General features: G+C 46.4%; 15 protein-coding genes and 1 CRISPR repeat array. Of the genes, 11 read left to right on the plus strand and 4 right to left on the minus strand.

From position 1 onward, the window contains the following. The first annotated feature begins 103 nt into the window (after window positions 1-103). A complete protein-coding gene (locus tag DF182_RS22010) occupies window positions 104-2,908 on the plus strand; it encodes a TolB-like translocation protein (RefSeq protein WP_147243504.1) in 2,805 nt (934 codons plus the stop codon). 567 nt (window positions 2,909-3,475) lie between these two features. Continuing rightward, window positions 3,476-5,279: direct repeats of the CRISPR family, unit length 30 nt; unit sequence ATTTCAATTCCTCAATGGTCCAATTAAAGC. A gap of 233 nt (window positions 5,280-5,512) precedes the next feature. Here the strand turns inward: DF182_RS22010 and DF182_RS22020 are convergent. After that, a complete protein-coding gene (locus tag DF182_RS22020) occupies window positions 5,513-5,992 on the minus strand; it encodes a hypothetical protein (protein WP_113617952.1) in 480 nt (159 codons plus the stop codon). Window positions 5,993-6,047: 55 nt separating this feature from the next. Beyond that, entirely contained in the window at window positions 6,048-8,693 is a 2,646-nt protein-coding gene (locus tag DF182_RS22025; protein WP_113619686.1) for a valine--tRNA ligase, read from the minus strand. A 193-nt stretch (window positions 8,694-8,886) separates the two neighbouring features. Here DF182_RS22025 and DF182_RS22030 point away from each other — a divergent pair, with 193 nt between their 5' ends. Then, window positions 8,887-9,492, plus strand: a complete 606-nt coding sequence (locus DF182_RS22030) for a hypothetical protein (protein ID WP_113617953.1) — start codon at window positions 8,887-8,889, stop codon at window positions 9,490-9,492. Window positions 9,493-9,567: 75 nt separating this feature from the next. Here DF182_RS22030 and DF182_RS22035 read toward each other — a convergent pair whose 3' ends face one another. Next, complete coding sequence (locus DF182_RS22035) at window positions 9,568-10,581, minus strand: threonine aldolase family protein (RefSeq protein ID WP_113617954.1); 1,014 nt, start codon at window positions 10,579-10,581, stop codon at window positions 9,568-9,570. Window positions 10,582-10,909: 328 nt separating this feature from the next. Here DF182_RS22035 and DF182_RS22040 point away from each other — a divergent pair, with 328 nt between their 5' ends. From DF182_RS22040 to DF182_RS22060, 5 genes are all read left to right on the plus strand, one after another. Then, entirely contained in the window at window positions 10,910-11,767 is an 858-nt protein-coding gene (locus DF182_RS22040) for a sigma-70 family RNA polymerase sigma factor (protein WP_012793808.1), read from the plus strand. A gap of 158 nt (window positions 11,768-11,925) precedes the next feature. Beyond that, on the plus strand, window positions 11,926-12,810 hold the full coding sequence (locus DF182_RS22045; protein WP_113617955.1) for a DUF4249 domain-containing protein: 885 nt from the start codon (window positions 11,926-11,928) through the stop codon (window positions 12,808-12,810). Between the two features lie 18 nt (window positions 12,811-12,828). Continuing rightward, window positions 12,829-13,776 (plus strand): thioredoxin-disulfide reductase, encoded by a 948-nt coding sequence (gene trxB / locus DF182_RS22050; RefSeq protein WP_113617956.1) that lies wholly within the window; start codon window positions 12,829-12,831, stop codon window positions 13,774-13,776. Window positions 13,777-13,869: 93 nt separating this feature from the next. After that, window positions 13,870-14,220 (plus strand): dihydroneopterin aldolase, encoded by a 351-nt coding sequence (locus DF182_RS22055; protein ID WP_113617957.1) that lies wholly within the window; start codon window positions 13,870-13,872, stop codon window positions 14,218-14,220. A 99-nt stretch (window positions 14,221-14,319) separates the two neighbouring features. Further along, on the plus strand, window positions 14,320-15,075 hold the full coding sequence (locus tag DF182_RS22060; protein ID WP_113617958.1) for a hypothetical protein: 756 nt from the start codon (window positions 14,320-14,322) through the stop codon (window positions 15,073-15,075). On the opposite strand, the gene DF182_RS22065 is transcribed toward DF182_RS22060, so the two are convergent. Next, entirely contained in the window at window positions 15,076-16,407 is a 1,332-nt protein-coding gene (locus DF182_RS22065; protein WP_113617959.1) for an MATE family efflux transporter, read from the minus strand. Window positions 16,408-16,547: 140 nt separating this feature from the next. Between DF182_RS22065 and DF182_RS22070 the strand changes: the two genes are divergently transcribed. From DF182_RS22070 to DF182_RS22085, 4 genes are read left to right on the plus strand one after another with little or no spacing between them, the layout of a single operon-like run. Continuing rightward, window positions 16,548-17,423, plus strand: coding sequence for a DUF3822 family protein (locus DF182_RS22070; RefSeq protein ID WP_113617960.1), 876 nt, complete (start codon window positions 16,548-16,550; stop codon window positions 17,421-17,423). Between the two features lie 44 nt (window positions 17,424-17,467). Next, entirely contained in the window at window positions 17,468-17,968 is a 501-nt protein-coding gene (locus tag DF182_RS22075; protein WP_245957513.1) for an RsmD family RNA methyltransferase, read from the plus strand. A gap of 30 nt (window positions 17,969-17,998) precedes the next feature. Beyond that, the gene (coaD, locus tag DF182_RS22080; protein WP_113617962.1) at window positions 17,999-18,475 is read left to right on the plus strand and encodes a pantetheine-phosphate adenylyltransferase; all 477 of its coding nucleotides are present in this window, start codon (window positions 17,999-18,001) and stop codon (window positions 18,473-18,475) included. A gap of 18 nt (window positions 18,476-18,493) precedes the next feature. Beyond that, window positions 18,494-18,925, plus strand: coding sequence for a hotdog fold thioesterase (locus DF182_RS22085; protein WP_113617963.1), 432 nt, complete (start codon window positions 18,494-18,496; stop codon window positions 18,923-18,925). Window positions 18,926-18,934: the final 9 nt, after the last annotated feature.

Consider the following 18,934-nt stretch of genomic DNA (forward strand, 5'->3'; position numbering starts at 1 on the left):
CCATACCTGTGGTACTGAGCATAGATTTAAATATGATTATATTACAAAAGAAACATATTTTCGTTCTGCGCTCAGTACCGCAACATGTAATCCGTAATTATCTATGCGTCTACTTCTTTGCCTCCTCTTATTGTCAACTTCCGTAGCTGCACAGCAGTTCGGCGGGAACCCTCCCTCCCTGAAATGGCAACAGATCAATACAGATACCGTCCGCGTTATTTTTCCCAAGGGAATGAATACGCAGGGAGAACGTGTAGTCAATATCGTTACCTGGCTCAACAAATATACCCGCTCTTCTATCGGTAATCTGGAACGTAAGGTAGATATCGTATTGCAGAACCAGACGATGCAGTCCAACGGATATGTGCAGCTCGGCCCTTTCCGTTCTGAGTTTTATCTCGCCCCGTCACCGTCTTCACAAGACCTGGGCTCCCTTGACTGGGTAGAACAGCTGTCGCTCCACGAATACCGGCATGTTCTCCAAAACATGAACTTCCGGCAGGGCGTGTCTAAAGTGTTTTCTTATCTCGGAGGACAGCTCGGACAGGCTGCTGCTACCAATGTAGCCGTACCTAACTGGTTCTGGGAGGGAGATGCCGTCATCAACGAAACAGCTTTCAGTTCTCAGGGCCGGGGACGTCTACCTGCCTTCTTTGACGGATTCCGCGCATTGTCCCTTGCTGGTAAACGATACGACTATATGAAAATACGCAACGGTTCTTACCGCGATTTCATACCAGATCATTACCCGCTTGGCTATCTGCTTTCCACCTACGGTCGTGAACATTATGGCAACGACTTCTGGAAAGGTGTCACCAGCGATGCTGTACGTTACCGGGGAGTCTTTTATCCTTTCTCCCAAAGTCTGAAAAGAAGAACCGGCAAAAACATCACAGCCTTTTACCAGGCCATGCTGCAAGAATACCAGCCACAATGGAACCAGTACGCAGCCCGTCCCGACACCACGCCGGCCGTACCTATGACAGCCGCATCCCGCACCGTTACCAACTATAAATATGTATATGCCGCCGGTAACAACGAATGGATCGTGCTGAAAGACGCCTTTAACAAAGTGCCAGGTATCTACCGTATTAACAGCACAGGAAAAGAGCATTTGCTGGTAAGGCCTGGTATTGTATATAATGATTTTTTCAGCTATCGCAACCAGCGTATCGTATGGGCTGCTGCCCGGTTTGATGCCCGCTGGGGATGGAAAGACTTTTCTGTAATACGTGTGCATGATAACGCTAACGGTACTACGAAAACTATCTCTCCCCGTGGCAAATTCTTCTCTCCCGATATCAGCGCCAACGGACAGCAGGTAGTGGCTGTAGCTACCACACCCGGTATGCAGTACAGCTTGCAGCTGATCAATGCCACCACAGGCACTATAGAAAAAGTGTTGCCCAATCCTGATAATCTGTATTATACCTTCCCACGCTTTACTGCCGACGACAAAGCCGTGATCAGTGCGGTACGCAACGGAAAAGGGGAGATGGCCCTGGTACAGCAATCGCTAGCCACCGGAGAAATCACACCGCTTACGCCCTTCAGCTTTATAGTACTGGGCATACCGGCTGTACAGGGAGATACCGTCTACTTTACAGCTTCCACTAAAGATGTAAACAACGTATACGCCCTGACATTGGCAGACCATAAAACCTATGCCATTACAGACAGGGGTAACAGCGCTCTGCATATGGCACCCGCACCACAGCAGGATAGCCTCGTATTCAGTGAGTTTACCGCCGAAGGTTACCGCCTCTACCATGCTCCGCTGAAAACAGCCCCCTGGAAGGAGATAGCGGTCAACGAGCCACAGCATAGCAAATGGTTACAGCCGCCAGCAGAAGAAGGTGCCAATATCCTGGACAAAGTGCCACACGATTCGTTACCGGTCAGAAAATATGCGCTGTTTACAAGACCCTTTAACTTCCACAGCTGGGTACCTTCTTTTAATGATCCTAACTATAGCATTTCCCTGCTGGGTGAAAATATTCTCAATACTACTAATACTTCCATCGGTTATAGCTACAACCGTAACGAAGGAAGTTCTGACCTGAACGCCAGCTTTACCTTTGCTGGCTGGTTCCCATACCTGACTACCGGCATCGATTATACGATAGACCGCAACGCACTGGTGCCCAATATGGGCCGCCTCTATTGGAATGAACTCACCTGGCACGCAGGCTTCTCTGTTCCGCTCAACCTCTCGTCTGGTCTGTATAACCGTAATATTGTTTTCGGTAGCAACTACAATATCCTGCACCGAGATCCTCAGGGTAATTTTAAGTTCAGAAACAACAACCTGCAATACCTGAGCAACCACATTGTCTTCAGCAATATGCGGATAAAAGCCCGCCAGAATATCTTCAGCCATTTTGGCCAATACATCGCTATACAGTACAACCACTCCCTGGGCGATCCTTTTGCAGAGCAGTTCTATGGCCGGCTGGATCAGTATCTGCCAGGTTTATGGCAGAACCACAACCTGGTATTGCAGGCCGCCTATCAGCAACGTGATCAGCAGTTCAACTACAGCTTTACTGACAACTTCGTTTATGCGAGAGGGTACAATACCCCCTTCTACGACCGTATTTATAAGCTGGGAGCCAACTACCACCTGCCGCTAGCATACCCCGACTGGGGCTTTGCCCAGATCCTGTATTTCAACCGTATCCGGGGCAACCTCTTCTATGACTACAGCATAGCACACGATTTCATCGCGAAGAAAGACAACCGGTATACCTCCGCAGGTGCAGAGCTATTCCTCGATACCCGGATCGGTAATACCTTACCGTTTACCTGCGGGGTGCGCTTCAGCCACCTTTTTGACAAAGACCCGTCCGATAATGCGCAAAACAGGGTGGATTTTATATTGCCGCTGCAGCAGCTGTTTAATTATTAAAGTATAACCAGAAAATTTCAATTAATTATCCTCACTTGGAAAGAAACTTGCGTTAGTAATACAATTTAAACATGGAGCAGCACTTAAATGCCGTTTGGCATTTTCCAGTAATGATTTTTGTATCATTCATTGTATTTTATTTAGTTATTTGGATAGTATTAGGCAAACAAGAGTTTACTCGTAAATTCCACCTGATCCTTATACTTTCAATTTTTACCATAATCATTGGAATGCTATTTGGAAAATATGGAGCAAATTGGGGTTTGAAATGGTGGATATATTATCCTGTACCAATGTTAATGAATGTCCTCTTACCGCCGATAGTTCTGAAAATGAGTGCTAAAAAGACAATCCTATATTTGATACTAAGCTTTTTGTCAGCACCATTTATACATTTCTTGTTTTCGTTTTTTTTAAATTGGCCAGAGTACATGCCATTTTGGAACATTCCGTATATAAAAAATCTATTACCCTGATACGATATCGGTAAACTAGAAGTATATGTTTTTATATTGGGTTATCGATTAAGGTAGCATGGAGCCATACGGATATTTATAAAAGTGTCATGTTTCAATTCCTCAATGGTCCGATTAAAGCATAGCTAATTCAAAGCCTTACCAAGTAAGTAAATTATTTCAATTCCTCCATGGTCCGATTAAAGCATGTCAAAACAGCACTTCACTCGGCCAAGAATTGTATTTCAATTCCTCCATGGTCCGATTAAAGCGAACAAAGTCCAGAAATTCCCTAATGCTTATTTTTAAATTTCAATTCCTCCATGGTCCGATTAAAGCACCGAAACGCCGAAAAGACATCCTTCATAAAGCGGATTTCAATTCCTCCATGGTCCGATTAAAGCCGGCTTACCAAATACTATCCATTCCTTTTTGAATTTATTTCAATTCCTCCATGGTTCGATTAAAGCCATTGAAGAAGGTTATGGAAAGAAGATTTCAAACTTATTTCAATTCCTCCCGGGTTCGATTAAAGCAGCTGAGAAAAAAGTTTGCCGACGATTACCAGGGCCATTTCAATTCCTCCTAGGTTCGATTAAAGCGTTATGAAATAGTGTTAAATGGGCCACAAATCCTTAATTTCAATTCCTCCATGGTCCGATTAAAGCTCCATATCTGTGGCCCGAACCGCATGGAATCTTCTAATTTCAATTCCTCCATGGTCCGATTAAAGCTGCAAACTTTTTTTCCTGTAAATGATGCATGTTATATTTCAATTCCTCCATGGTTCGATTAAATCACCAATGTCGGCCTTGAAGTTGGTGCTGGTTTTCACATTTCAATTCCTCCATGGTCCGATTAAAGCCTTTGGTATGGTTACACAGCTTGCCAGGAATGTTGATTTCAATTCCTCCATGGTCCGATTAAAGCGCTGATGCCGCGCAAAATCACGCCTTTCTGCAACGGAATTTCAATTCCTCCATGGTCCAATTAAAGCTCACGGTGCTGGTCCAGGTATGCGATATGTTCTTCTGATTTCAATTCCTCAATGGTCCAATTAAAGCATGAAAAATTTTCTCAAAAACCTGTTCGACGGCTATTTCAATTCCTCAATGGTCCAATTAAAGCTTTCTCAGGAAGGTGTGAGGGAAAAAACGAATAGAAAATTTCAATTCCTCAATGGTCCAATTAAAGCTCTCGTAGGTGTGGTTCTCCCCGCCAGCGACACACATTTCAATTCCTCAATGGTCCAATTAAAGCAGCAGACAACAGCAGTGATATGGCCCTTGAAGTACCATTTCAATTCCTCAATGGTCCAATTAAAGCAGCGTGTCATACGCGGTAAGTAGTACGCAACGATATTTCAATTCCTCAATGGTCCAATTAAAGCTTAGCCGGGCCAGTTTGTCTTCTGGTATTTCCAGTAATTTCAATTCCTCAATGGTCCAATTAAAGCATGTAACACGGGTATCTCCCCGTCATGCTATAGAAAATTTCAATTCCTCAATGGTCCAATTAAAGCTGTATATACTTACTGTCGTCATGCTGCTACTTCGTTCATTTCAATTCCTCAATGGTCCAATTAAAGCCACTATAAAATACGCAGTTTCTAAAGACGAGCAGCATTTCAATTCCTCAATGGTCCAATTAAAGCAGCAACAAGCGTGTCCTTTTCTTTCTGACCATTCCATTTCAATTCCTCAATGGTCCAATTAAAGCTTCTTATCATGTGGCAAGAAAGATGACCAGGCTCCATTTCAATTCCTCAATGGTCCAATTAAAGCTTTGCCGAGTGTAAAATGGATGCAGGGAAAGACGAATTTCAATTCCTCAATGGTCCAATTAAAGCTTAAGGATGGGGCAGTCAACAATGCTGCTATTCCCAAATTTCAATTCCTCAATGGTCCAATTAAAGCCCTCCAATTACCAGCTGCAATATAGCCTTATAATCAATGCCTTATCATTATTTAGCTTTATGCTTTTAAGTAATAAAAGTCGTCGATGTGTAATGATACGATTTCCCCGGGGGATCGATGACTAATCTTTGTGCCTGAAAATCAATCAATTATTCTTTCTAACAAAGATTAGACAGTGTATTAGTGATATTTTAAAGCATCATGGACGACTTAGAGCCTGGCTAAGATAACGTTTATTTGATATCGATCCGGAGTGAGGGTGCTTTATAGAGTTTGTCTTCGGTGTATTTGATGATGATTTCGTCGAAGTAGAGCACATCGCCTTGTTGCAGGCTTTCTTTGAGGCGGTTGCTCCAGAGTTTAGGGAGGTGGGAGGTTTTGAAGTTATCACCGGTATAGTCTTTATAGATGGCGGGTAGACCGGTGGTATCGTTGAGGTAGGGTTGATGTTGTTCGTAGGTGAAGGCGAATGAAATCACCGGGTACAGGTTATTTTTTTCATCGCGTACCAAAAGGGCGGAGTCCAGCAGTTTTACGACCTGGCTTTTGGGCAGGGTATCGCTGAGGAAAAGGCCCCAGCTACTGCGTAGTTTCATCGGACGTTTGGCAGTAGTGGTCGATTTGGCAGGAGCAGGCTTTTTGCCGGATTGTGCAAAAGTGCCCATGTTGATTATCAACAGGAAAAAAACAAATGCGGACAGGTGTTTCAGCATGATAGTGAAGGGATAAAAAATCGCCCGGTATACTAACGACCGGGCGATGCAAAAATTATAGTGATTTCAAACTTTCCGTTATTACCTGGATTTTAGCTTCAGCGTCAGCTTTTTTGCGCCGTTCCGCTTCCACTACTTCCGGTTTGGCGTTCTGAACAAAGCGTTCGTTGGCCAGTTTGTTTTCCACTGATTTCAGGAAGCCTTCCTGGTAGGCAAGGTCTTTAAGCAGACTTTCTTTCTGTGCAGTAGTGTCCAGTACTGTTTCTGTACCCAGGTAGAATTTATCTTTCTGAACTACCAGGGTGATACAGCCGGCAACTGGCTCCTGTACGTAGTGTACTTCTTTGGCATTTACCTGTTTGGCGATGGTGTCTTCAATCTGTTTGAAGGCATTCTCGTGTTTGGTTTCTATATGCAGTACGATCGGATCTTTTGGTTTGATCTGGTTTTTAACACGGGCATCGCGGATGCTGGTGATCACTTCCTGTGTCAGTACGCCCTCTAACAGGGTGGCTTGTACTGGTGCGGCAGGGGTAGTGAACTGTTTCATCATCAGCACATCGGATTCATCGCGTGTTTTCAGCAATTGGTATATCTCTTCGGTGATGAACGGCATGTATGGGTGAAGCAGTTGCATCAGTTGTTCGAAGAAGGATACCGTTTGTGCGTATACCGCAGAGGAGATCGGTTGTTCGAAACCGGGTTTTATCCATTCAAGGTACCAGCCGCAGAAATCATCCCAGATAAGGCTGTAGATGGCTTTCAGACCTTCGCTCAGGCGGAAGTCTTTGTGCAGGGTGGCTACTTCAGCCTGTACTTCGTTCAGGCGGCTCTGGAACCATCTGATGGGGAAGAGGCTGGAGGCATCCTCGTTATCGGTAGCCTGACGGGCCTCCCACATTTTCACCAGCTTCAGGGCGTTCCAGATTTTATTGTTGAAGTTACGACCCTGGTCACAGCTGGAAGTATCGAACAGCAGGTCGTTACCAGCCGGAGAACTGATCATTACACCAAAGCGTACAGCGTCAGCGCCATAACTGTGGATGAGTTCCAGCAGGTCAGGAGAGTTACCCAGCTGCTTACTCATCTTACGACCTTCCTTGTCTCTTACCATACCGGTAAAGTACACGTCACTGAAAGGTTTCACGCCCTTGAATTCCATACCGGCCATGATCATACGGGCTACCCAGAAGAAGATGATATCCTGACCAGTTACCAGTACAGAAGTAGGGTAGTAGTAGTTCACATCGGCATTGTTGGGAGAAGAGACACCGTTGAACACTTCCATAGGCCACAGCCAGGAAGAGAACCAGGTATCCAGACAGTCTTCATCCTGTTTCAGGTCGGCAGCAGCGATGGTAACGCCTTTCTGCGCAAACTGTGCTACCGCTTCTGCTGCAGTGGAAGCTACTTCGAAAGTGCCATCCGGTGCATACCAGGCAGGAATCTGCTGGCCCCACCAGAGCTGGCGGGAGATACACCAGTCTTTTACGTTCTCCATCCAGTATTTATAGGTGGCCAGGAAGCGGTCGCCGGGATGTATTTTTACATCACCACTAACTACCGCGTCCAGTGCGGGTTTGGCCAGGTCGGCCATTTTCACGAACCACTGGGTGGAGATACGGGGTTCTACTACCGTGGTAGGGTTACGTTGACTGTATCCCAGGCGGGTAGTGTATTCCTCTTCTTTTATCAGCAGGGCGGCTTCTGCAAGCGCGGCTACTACTTTCTTACGGGCAACGAAACGGTCTTCGCCAACAAATACAACAGCGGCAGCACTCAGTGTACCATCGTCGTTGAGGGTGTCGATGATTTCCAGGTTATGTTTCAGACCCAGGTTATAGTCGTTGATATCGTGTGCTGGCGTAACTTTCAGAGCGCCGGTACCAAATGCCTTGTCTACATAAGTGTCAAAGATAATGGGCACGCGACGGTTTACCAGCGGAACGGTGGCGAAATGTCCTTTCAGGTGGGCATATCTTTCATCTTCCGGGTTCACGCAGATGGCAGTATCGCCCATGATGGTTTCAGGGCGCTGGGTAGCGATGGTGATAAATTCACCGGTAGCATTGCCGGCTGCATCGGTGATAGCGTATTTCACGTGATACAGATGGCCCTGGATATCTTTATATTCTACTTCCTCGTCGCTCAAAGCTGTTTTGGCTTTGGGGTCCCAGTTGATCATACGGGCGCCGCGATAGATCAGGCCTTTATTGTACAGTTCCACAAACACACTGATTACTGCTTTGTAGTAGTGGTCGTCCATGGTAAAGGTAACCCTGTCCCAGTCGCAGGAGCAGCCGAGTTTTTTGATCTGATGGTAGATGATGCCGCCATATTTGTCCTTCCATTCGAAGGCATGTTTCAGAAATTCTTCGCGGGTGAGTTGGGACTTTTCAATGCCTTTCTCCCTTTTCAGCATATCTACCACTTTGGCTTCGGTGGCGATGGAAGCGTGGTCGGAACCGGGTACCCAGCAGGCGTTGAAACCGCTCATACGGGCGCGGCGCACCAGTATGTCCTGGACAGTTTCATTGAGGGTATGGCCAAGATGCAAGACCCCGGTGACGTTAGGAGGAGGGATCACTACAGTAAAGGGTTGGCGGCTATCCGGCGTAGAGCGGAAATAACCTTTGTCCATCCAGTGTTGGTACCATTTTTCTTCAACCGTTGCAGGCAGGTAATTTTTCGAGAGTTCCATGCTATTCATAATATAAGTCTGCAAAAATAAAGGAGATTGACCAGAGAAGGAAATTATGGGAAAGAATAGTTACTACTGCCGCAGTCAGTTATCCGGAAATAATGGCCGGTTACTAATTTTTTGCCGCCAGGTAGCATTTTGAAGACAAAATGGCGGAAGAGACAGCTATTTTAGAAAGTAAAAACAACCCCATATGTTTCAGTTATCTATCAAACCTGTATTCTACCTCTTTGTTTTTACACTTGTTTTATCTGCCTGTAAAAAAGGAGATACAGGGCCTGCTGGCCCGGCCGGGCCACAGGGGCCGGCCAATAATGCCAATGTGGTATCCGGTACTTTTACCCTTACCAATGCAGATTATGTAAATGGTTATTGGGCAATGTCCACCGGACCGGGATCTTCAATGGGCTATGGCGCCAAAGTCGCCACTAAAAACCTTCCGGACCTGACGGCTGGTATTGCCGGCAATGGCACTGTGCTGGTATATCTAAAGGTTCCCGATGGAGTAGGAGGCAACGTGAACCTCTGGACACTATTGCCTTTTGATATCCCGAACATAAATGTGGGATATTTTATTGCTATCCGTAATACGGTGGATGTTGGGAAGGTCAAGGTGTACTATCTGTACATGCCAACAGACAAGTCTGTTGTGGTGCCCAACATTTTTACAGCAACATTACCGGATTATACTTTCCGTTATGTATTGATCGCAGGTAATGCCAATGCCCGTCAGGCTGCGCCACCGGTGGATTATGCAGATTATGAGGCGGTGAAAAAATATTATAGATTGAAAGATTAGGCAGAAAAATAAAATGGGTTATTGGATGAACGATACCGTATTTCCAATAACCCATTATTAATGATTTGATCAATATTACATAGCCTCTATGACCTGACAGGTTTTTTCCACCATGTCAGGAGTTACATCCAGATGGGTGACCATTCTGACCTGTGTAGGGGAGATGGCCATAGCCAGGATGCCTTCATTTTTAAAATGTGCTGTCAGTGTTTTGGGTGTCCAGTCACCGGTCACTTCAAAAATGAGGATATTGGTTTCCACCGGGAGCATATGGCCGGTGAAGCTCTTTTTGAGCAAAGCCGCTGCGATCTGCTTGGCATGACGATGGTCTTCTTCCAGGCGCTGGATATTATGTTCCATGGCATAGATGCCGGTGGCGGCCATGTAACCGGCCTGCCGCAGACCGCCGCCCAGTTTTTTGCGGATCCTTCTGGCCTCTTTGATGAAGGAGGCGCTGCCCAGCAGTACGGAGCCCATAGGGCAGCCCATACCTTTATTGAGGCAAACAGAGATACTGTCAAATGCCTGTCCGTATGTTTTGGGATCCTGTCCGGTGGCTACGAGAGCATTGAAGAGGCGGGCGCCGTCCAGGTGAAGTGCAAGACCATGCTGGCGGCAAACAGCCTGTATCTTCAGTATCTCTTCCCAGTTGTAGCAGCATCCGCCGCCACGGTTGGAGGTATTCTCCAGGCATACGAGACTGGTGCGGGCTTTGTGTACATCGTCAGGGTTGATGGCAGCTTCCACCTGGGCGGCGTTGATCATGCCCCGGTCGCCGGCGATGGCGTGTACCTGGGCGCCGGCGTTGAATGCGATGCCGCCGCCTTCATAAATATAAACATGTGCGGTGTTGCTGCAAACCACTTCATCCCCTGGCAACGTATGTACTTTGATGGCTATCTGGTTACTCATTGTGCCGGAAGGGCAGTAAAGGGCTGCCTCTTTGCCAAAGTAATCTGCCATCATGGCTTCCAGTTTATTGATACTAGGGTCTTCACCAAAAACGTCGTCTCCTGTTTCGGCTTGTAACATGGCCTGTAACATGCCAGGGCCGGGGCGTGTAAAAGTATCGCTGCGATAGTCTATCATATTATTGGAAAATTTGCAATGTGGGTGTGGTTAAATTAGTTAAGATGCTAATTTAATAATGATTATTTATCAATTGTTAAAATTTGCATAAAGCATGGCGCAACAGGGACTAAAGCACTATAAAATTTCGTTATAAAACTGTACTTTGTTATAGCGGAAGACGTAAAAAGAAGGATTTGGTAGAGTGAGAGCTTAGCACGATCTTTGCAGGCTAATTAAAACAAACGAATAAGGTGTAGGAAATTTTGTAAGTTAATTAAATTTCAAATTTCAAACAAAATATTTCTTCCACTGTTATTCTTATTTATAAACCAATACAATTTTTCATATGAGGCAACTTAAAATTGCCACCCAGATCACCAATCGTGATTCGCAGGCGGTAGAAAAGTACCTGCAGGAAATCTCGAAGATCCCTTTGTTAACACCTGAGGAGGAGACCGTTTTGGCGCAGCGCATAAAAATGGGCGATCAGAAGGCTCTTGAAAGATTGACTACAGGAAACCTGCGTTTCGTGGTTTCCGTTGCAAAGCAGTATCAGCACCAGGGGCTTAGCCTCAGCGACCTCATCAATGAGGGCAATTTAGGCTTGATCAAAGCAGCGCAACGTTTCGATGAAACGAAGGGTTTCAAATTCATCTCTTATGCTGTATGGTGGATTCGCCAATCCATCTTGCAGGCGTTAGCCGAACAGGGTCGTCTTGTTCGTCTGCCGCAGAATAAAATTGGCACCTATAATAAAGCGAACAAAGCTTACATGGCATTTGAACAGGAAAACGAACGTGAACCTTCTACCGAGGAGCTCGCTGAAATCCTGGAAATGTCTGAATCGGAAATCAACAACATCTTCCAGAGCAATACCCGTCATATGTCACTGGACGCGCCAGTACATGAAGCTGAAGACGTAGCTATGGGTGATCTGCTGGAAGGCGGCGACATTACCGACGATGACGTGATGAGAGATTCCCTTCGCGAAGAAATCCGCCGGGTATTAAAATCCCTGAGCCCCCGCGAAGCGGAAATTGTGAATGCCTATTTCGGTCTGGATGGTGAAAACGGCGCAACAATCGAACAAATCGGACAGAAGTACGATTTGACCAAAGAAAGAATCAGGCAAATCAAAGAACGCGCTATCAAGAGGCTGCAGAAAGCCCGCTATAGCGGTGCCTTGAAATCCTACCTGGGTTAAAATTTCGATTTTGTGATTTACAGATTTTCGTTTTTAATAAATATGTAAATCCATAAATCAAGAAATCAGATTATAAATCCTCTTATTCTATAAGAACACCGGCCTTGTAAATACATGGCCGGTGTTTTTATATTGATCACACCCCTTATTTTTGCAGTATGCGCAACCCCCTGATGATCATAGTGGCTGCTGTTGTTTGCCTCCTCGCATGCGAGAAGGATATCAGCGTCAACCTGCAACAGCAGGAGGAAATGCTCGTAGTGGAAGGTAAGTTCGAAAGTAACCGGTACCCGCAGGTAATACTCACCCACAGCCTCGGTTACTTCTCTCACATAGATCCCGCCATCTTACTGGCCTCCTTTGTGCATAAGGCCGTGGTTACGGTGTCCGACAGCACCCGAACCATGACACTCAGGGAAGCTGTGGTGAATGTCCAGGGTTTAGGTAACATTTTCGCCTATATCCCGGATACATCCATCCCCTTCGCCGCTTTCAAAGGAAAACCCGGCAATAAATACACTTTACGCATCAACGCTGACAATAAGTCATATGAGTCAGTGACAACCATTCCGCAGACTGGATTCCAGGTAGACTCCATCTGGTGGAAGCTCGTTAGAGTAGATGATAGTATCAGAGCCCGTCTATACGCCAGGATTACTGATCCTCCTGAACTGGGCAACTATGCACGGTATTTCACCAGAAGGAACAGTGACCCCTTTCTGTCAAGCCTCAACTCCACTCTGGATGATCAGGTGGTGAACGGCACAACATTTGAAATCCTTGTGGACGCAGGCATTGAGAGGAATAAACGTAATATAAATCTGGATACTGCCAGTCTTTTTAATAAAGGGGATACGGTAACATTCAAATTCTGCAACATCGATAAAGCTACCTTCAGCTTCTGGCGAGCCATCGATTTTGCATACAACAGCAACGGTAATCCGTTTTCATCTCCCATCAAAGTACAAGGAAATGTACCGGGAGCCCTCGGTTACTGGGGCGGTTATCAGGTAACCTATAGAAGAATCATTGTCAAGAAATAATTATACAGCAAACAAAGTATGGAAAACAAGCAACAAGAACATGTGCATTTATTGATCATCGGTTCCGGCCCCGCTGGTTACACCGCTGCCATATATGCCTCAAGAGCCAACCTTAAACCAGTATTGTATCAGGGTATCCAACCAGGAGGCCAGCTGACTATTACCACCGAAGTAGAGAACTATCCAGGCTACCCAGAAGGAATTCAGGGCCCGGAAATGATGGTGGACTTTGAAAAACAGGCTACCCGCATGGGCGCCGATATCCGCTACGGTTTGGCTACCTCCGTGGACTTCAGCAAACAGCCCTATAAAGTGACGATCGACGAAGAAAAAGAAATCACTGCCGACGCCATTATTATCGCTACGGGTGCCTCCGCCAAATGGCTGGGCCTTCCCTCCGAACAACGCCTCAATGGTAGCGGCGTTTCTGCCTGCGCCGTATGCGACGGCTTCTTCTTCCGTGGAAAAGAAGTGGCAATCGTAGGCGCCGGAGATACTGCTGCTGAAGAAGCACTGTACCTCTCTAAAATGTGCAGCACCGTTCATATGCTCGTACGTAAACACGAAATGCGCGCTTCTAAAGTAATGCAGGACCGTGTACTCAAAACATCCAACATCATCGTGTACTGGAACAGCGAAACCGATGAAGTACTGGGCGACAAAAAGGTAGAAGCCGTAAGAATAAGGAATAACCAGACCGGTGAGAAAAAAGATGTCGCTGTCAGCGCATTCTTCGTTGCCATCGGCCACCAGCCTAACTCTGCTATCTTCAAGGAATACCTGCAGCTGGATGAACAGGACTATATCGTAACTGTTCCCGGCACCTCCCGTACCAGCATTGAAGGCGTATTTGCCTGCGGCGACGTACAGGACAAAATTTACCGTCAGGCTGTTACTGCAGCCGGCAGCGGTTGTATGGCCGCCCTCGATGCAGAAAGATACCTGTCTGCTAAAGAACACCAATAATTAACTGAATTACGAATTGCGAATTACGAATTACAAGGATCAAACGGATCACAATTCGTAATTCGTAATTCGTAATTCGTAATTGATAAACTCATGCTGACCATCGCCCTCGAACAAGCGGCCTTCCGTGCCTACCATGGCTATTTCCCGGAAGAAGCTGTGATAGGCAACGATTTCCTCCTCGATATCATTGTACGTATACCCGGTACCGTAGCTATAGACGACCTTTCTGAAACAGTCAACTACCAGGGCCTGTATGAAATCGCCAAAGAAGTAATGGCCGTACCCAAACCCTTGCTGGAAGAAGTGGTATATGCTCTTTCCGATGCCCTGAAGGAACGTTATCCTTCTATTCTCAAAAGCACCGTCACCCTGCGCAAACTGAATCCGCCCATGGGTGCTCCCATCCGAAATTCATTGGTGTCGCTGGAAAAGGAATACTGACAAACTTTTACCGTCAGCCCTTGTTAATTATTTGCGTTTTTTCGTAGATTTATATCTATAAGCTAATCAATAATTTCTTACCCTGTAAAAACCAGTCCTATGATCAAGCGGATTTTGGCAATTTCATTCCTGCTCAGCGCTGTATTATTTGTAAAAGCCCAGTCAGTGGATGAAATGGTAGAACAGGCCAGACAACTGGAGTTACAGATGAAAGAAAGTGACGCGCTTGAAAAAGACAAGGACATCCTGAAAATACAGCCCAATGAAATAAGAGCACTCAACCAGGCCAGCCAGATGTGCTCCCGCATAGGCAACCGCCAGAAAGATAAAAGCTCCAAAGCCAGTTATTTCAATCAGGCAAAAAGTTTTGCAGAACAGGCACTGAAAGTGAATCCCAGTAATGCAGACGCCAATCTGGCCATGGCCGTGGCGATGGGACGTATGGCCCTGATCTCCGGCGCCAAGGAAAAAGTAGCTTCTTCCAAAGACGTTAAAAAATATGCGGAACTGGCCATCAAGTTCAATCCTAACCTGGCCCAGGCCTATCATGTGTTAGGTAAATGGAACTATGAGGTAGCCAACCTCAACGTGTTTGAAAGAGGTGCGGCTAAAATGCTGTTTGGCGGCCTGCCCGACGGCTCCCTTAAGAACGCCATCGCCAATTACGAAAAATGCCGCCAGCTCGACCCGTCTTTCCTCCTCAATTATATCGAACTGGCACGCGCCTATAAAGCCGATGATCAGCAGGAAAAAGCGATCGAAGTACTGAAAAAAGCCCTCACACTTCGTCCCATCTATCAGGACGACCCCGGAATCAAAGCCGACTGTAAAAAAATGCTGGACGACCTGCAGTAGCTAAATCACTTTCCCTTTCCATTTACCGCTTTTCAGATACCATACGCTCAGTCCGAATATGACTGCCCAGTAGATGAAATCAGCTCCCCATGCCAGGTGTAGCGGACTATGCATCCGTTCTATCACAATATCACAATAGACCAGGTAACCGGCTACTGCCAGGCATTCGGTGAAAAGGTTCATTCTGGTATTGCCGGTGCCGGTGACGCCGCTAAGCACTACCGCCGCTATGGCCATCAGCAGCGTACTGAGAGTGATGATCCGGATAGAAGGAATCGCCGCTGCAATCAGCGATGCATCGTTGGTATAAATATGCAGGAGTGTATAAGGGAAAAGGTTGACCAGTATACAAATAACAGTGGCGCAGCACAGACTGATAACGGATATCCGTGTGATCACCCCAAACACCAGGTTCTCCTTACCCTGCCCGATAATGTTGCTGACCATGGTATTGCAGGTGGCGGCAAGTGCCCAGGTGAAAATACCGAAGAAGCCGAATATGCTGCGGAGCATGTTAGAGACGGCCAGCGGTCTTTCTCCCAGGTGTTCTATAAAAATAAAAAAGATAAACCAGCTGCCTGTGCTGAAGAGAAACTGGAAAATCAGCGGAGCAGATACATTCAGGATGTTTTTAATTATCTGCCAGTTCGGACGCAGATAGCTAAAAAGGCTGTAGGTAATATGATATCGTTTTAAAAAGAGGATACTGAAAGCTACGGAGCAGCCGGTCACTTCGGCGATGATGGAAGCTGTGGCAGCGCCGTTCAGGCCCATTGCGGGCAGGCCCAGTTTACCAAATATCAGCGTATAGTCGAAGAAGATATTGATCACTTCCTGACACAGGGAAGTGATGGCCAGCACACGGGAATGGCCACTGCCTATATAAAATGCATTGGCCATACTGAGCATCATGAGGAAAGGCAGTCCCCATATACGGATACGGATGAAGGAAATGGCTGCGGCCAGGATGTCCGGATTGTGCAGGTTTTTGGAGAAAAACCAGGGTGCAACTGCCAGCGTGAACAGGATGGCCAGCAACGCAAAAAAGATACCTGTTTGCAGACCGTTGGAAAATACCTGACCAATGCCTTCATAATGCCGTTGTCCTGCCCGCCGGGCTATCAGTACCTGCATGCCGTTGTTGAGGCCGTAGGCAATCATATACATCACCAGGTAATAAATGCCGGCGATGCCGTTGGCCGCCAGTTCCAGCTCGCCCAGTCGGCCCAGGAAGGCCGTGTTGGTCATATGGTTAAACTGAGGGATAATCAGTGCCAGGCATATAGGGGCGGCAATTTTTATGATCTGCCGGTTATGAACTTCCAGTTGCATCGTAAAGTGTGTCTGATAATCATCAAAAAACAAAGATATAGTTATCTGCCAATCCTCCCTCTGCTATAATATAATCATAACAAAACCCGTTGCCAATCCAGTAAAAAGATTATTATTGTGTTTCATTTGAAATGTAAATTATGCCCGTGGCTTACAACATCCATCCTGCATTTACAGTAGATGATGAAACATTACTGGAGACAGATCTTACTGCCTGCCACCTGCTGGTACTGGTAGGGAATGGTACGTTCAGTTACGTGGTGTTTGAACCGGGAGCTAAAAAATTCCTGGCATTAAAATCCTATCATTTCGAGCCACAGAAGCTGGCCCTGGCCGATCTGGAGATGATAGAGGAGGTGTTTGACGCAGACAAACTGCTGTTTACTGCCTTTAAATCCGTGCTGCTCGCCTTTGATACCGGGAGCGGAGCACTGGTACCACATCTGTATTATATGCCTTCCCTTAAAAAGGAATACCTGCACCTGTCACAACCGGAAAAGATGCAGGAAGCTGTTATGTCAGATCTGCTGCCAGGACTGCCAATGGTGAATATCTACAGCGTAGATAAGGATTTGCTGGGATTTCTGCGTAAGGAATTTTCGACAGACAGAGTGGTACATGCCCATTCTGCCTTGTTACAGGCTTATCCGCAGGACCTGGATTACCGGGCTGCAGAAGGTATTGCTTTCGTTCAGGTACAACGACAAACGTTTAACATCACGCTTTATATAGATGGTAAACTGATCATCCAACAGGAAGGGGAGTACCTGGCCGGTCTTGACGTGGTATACCAGCTGGTAAACACACTGCGTCAGCTGGGACTCAACGAGCAACAGGTGAAAGTGAAGCTGGGAGGGATTGTGAATATTGACAGTCCGGTGTATCAGGAGATGTATAAATTTATTCCGCGCCTGGAATGGGTGCAAAGACTTCCGGGCTTCCAATATATTGCAGCCATGCAGGAAACGCCCGGATATTATTTTTATAACTTGTATGCGTTAGCATTATGCGTATAATTGGAGGAGAACGTGGGGGCCGAAAGATACAACCGCCTGCAAAAATGCCTAATACCAGGCCTACTACAGACATTGCCAAAGGTGGACTGTTTAATATCATTGAGAACAATCTGGATATTCCTTCCTTAAAAACACTGGATATTTTTGGCGGTACCGGCAGCATCACCTATGAACTGGCTTCCAGAGGGGCTACGGACATGACAATCGTGGAGAAAGACCCGGCCATGGCCGAGTTTATCACCAAAACCGCTCAGGTGCTGGAGATCACTACCCTGAAAGTGATCAGGATGGATGTGTTTAAATACCTTCAGCAGTGTACAGAAAAGTTTGATTTTATCTTTGCCGACCCGCCTTATGCCATGGAGGCCATGTATAAGCTGCCGGGAATTATTTTTGAACAACAGCTGCTCAACCCGGAAGGGTGGCTGGTGATAGAGCATACCCGACAGAACGATTTCCGGGACTATAGTTACTTCCGCTCAGAGCGCAGCTATGGCGGTACCACCTTCTCGATCTTTATCAACCGGGAAGAGCTGAAACGTTGATCCATCAATTACTAAATTCATCGAACTTCCATGAGGACTTGTTTATTTCCAGGCACCTTCGATCCTATTACCCTGGGCCATACCGATGTCATTGACCGCGGGCTTACCCTGTTTGACCGCGTAGTGGTAGGTATTGGCACCAACAGCAGTAAAACACCCATGTTTACGCTGGAGGAACGTATTGCCTGGATCAGGGAAATATATAAAGATGATCCCAGGGTAGAAGTGGCTGCCTATGAAGGACTGACCATCGATTTTTGTAAAAAGATGGATGCTGCCTTTATCCTGAGAGGAATAAGATATGTGAGCGATTTTGAATATGAAAAAGCGATTGCTGATGTAAACCGTACCATCGCGCCGCATATAGAAACGATTTTTCTGACTACCACACCTCAGTATTCCAGTGTGGCTTCTACCCTGGTACGGGATATTTACCGCCACGGGGGAGATGTGAAACCGTTTTTACCGGCAGTGGTGCTGGAAGGAATCAAAAAGCACAAGCGATAACTCTTTAAAGTTTTTACTATGAAAACGATCTGGCACTCCCTTGATGTTTCATTGGATACGCTGAATGAAATAGGAGAAACGACTATGGCCTCCCACCTGGGTATGGAGTTTACAGAAATAGGCCCGGATTACCTGAAGGGGATGATGCCGGTAGACCACCGCACCAAACAGCCTTACGGGCTGTTACACGGAGGGGCATCCGTAGCGCTGGCAGAAACAGTAGGAAGTATGGCATCCGCGCTGATCATCAACCCGGAAAAACAAATATGTGTGGGCATGGAAATCAGTGCCAATCACCTTCGCTCAGTAACAGAAGGATATGTGCATGCCTGCGCCAAACCATTGCATATAGGCGCCACCAGCCATGTATGGGATATCCGGATTACAGACGACCAGCATAAGCTGGTTTGTGTAAGCCGGCTGACAATGGCTATACTGGCTAAAAGATAAACTACGAAT

Origin of the sequence: Chitinophaga flava, from assembly GCF_003308995.1 — a bacterium.
In the GTDB taxonomy this organism is placed as follows: domain Bacteria; phylum Bacteroidota; class Bacteroidia; order Chitinophagales; family Chitinophagaceae; genus Chitinophaga; species Chitinophaga flava.

Coding starts and splice junctions, on each gene's coding strand:
- DF182_RS22010 (WP_147243504.1), top strand. CDS start 104: ATGCGTCTACTTCTTTGCCTCCTCTTATTGTCAACTTCCGTAGCTGCA.
- DF182_RS22020 (WP_113617952.1), bottom strand. CDS start 5,992: ATGCTGAAACACCTGTCCGCATTTGTTTTTTTCCTGTTGATAATCAAC.
- DF182_RS22025 (WP_113619686.1), bottom strand. CDS start 8,693: ATGGAACTCTCGAAAAATTACCTGCCTGCAACGGTTGAAGAAAAATGG.
- DF182_RS22030 (WP_113617953.1), top strand. CDS start 8,887: ATGTTTCAGTTATCTATCAAACCTGTATTCTACCTCTTTGTTTTTACA.
- DF182_RS22035 (WP_113617954.1), bottom strand. CDS start 10,581: ATGATAGACTATCGCAGCGATACTTTTACACGCCCCGGCCCTGGCATG.
- DF182_RS22040 (WP_012793808.1), top strand. CDS start 10,910: ATGAGGCAACTTAAAATTGCCACCCAGATCACCAATCGTGATTCGCAG.
- DF182_RS22045 (WP_113617955.1), top strand. CDS start 11,926: ATGCGCAACCCCCTGATGATCATAGTGGCTGCTGTTGTTTGCCTCCTC.
- trxB (WP_113617956.1), top strand. CDS start 12,829: ATGGAAAACAAGCAACAAGAACATGTGCATTTATTGATCATCGGTTCC.
- DF182_RS22055 (WP_113617957.1), top strand. CDS start 13,870: ATGCTGACCATCGCCCTCGAACAAGCGGCCTTCCGTGCCTACCATGGC.
- DF182_RS22060 (WP_113617958.1), top strand. CDS start 14,320: ATGATCAAGCGGATTTTGGCAATTTCATTCCTGCTCAGCGCTGTATTA.
- DF182_RS22065 (WP_113617959.1), bottom strand. CDS start 16,407: ATGCAACTGGAAGTTCATAACCGGCAGATCATAAAAATTGCCGCCCCT.
- DF182_RS22070 (WP_113617960.1), top strand. CDS start 16,548: ATGCCCGTGGCTTACAACATCCATCCTGCATTTACAGTAGATGATGAA.
- DF182_RS22075 (WP_245957513.1), top strand. CDS start 17,468: ATGCCTAATACCAGGCCTACTACAGACATTGCCAAAGGTGGACTGTTT.
- coaD (WP_113617962.1), top strand. CDS start 17,999: ATGAGGACTTGTTTATTTCCAGGCACCTTCGATCCTATTACCCTGGGC.
- DF182_RS22085 (WP_113617963.1), top strand. CDS start 18,494: ATGAAAACGATCTGGCACTCCCTTGATGTTTCATTGGATACGCTGAAT.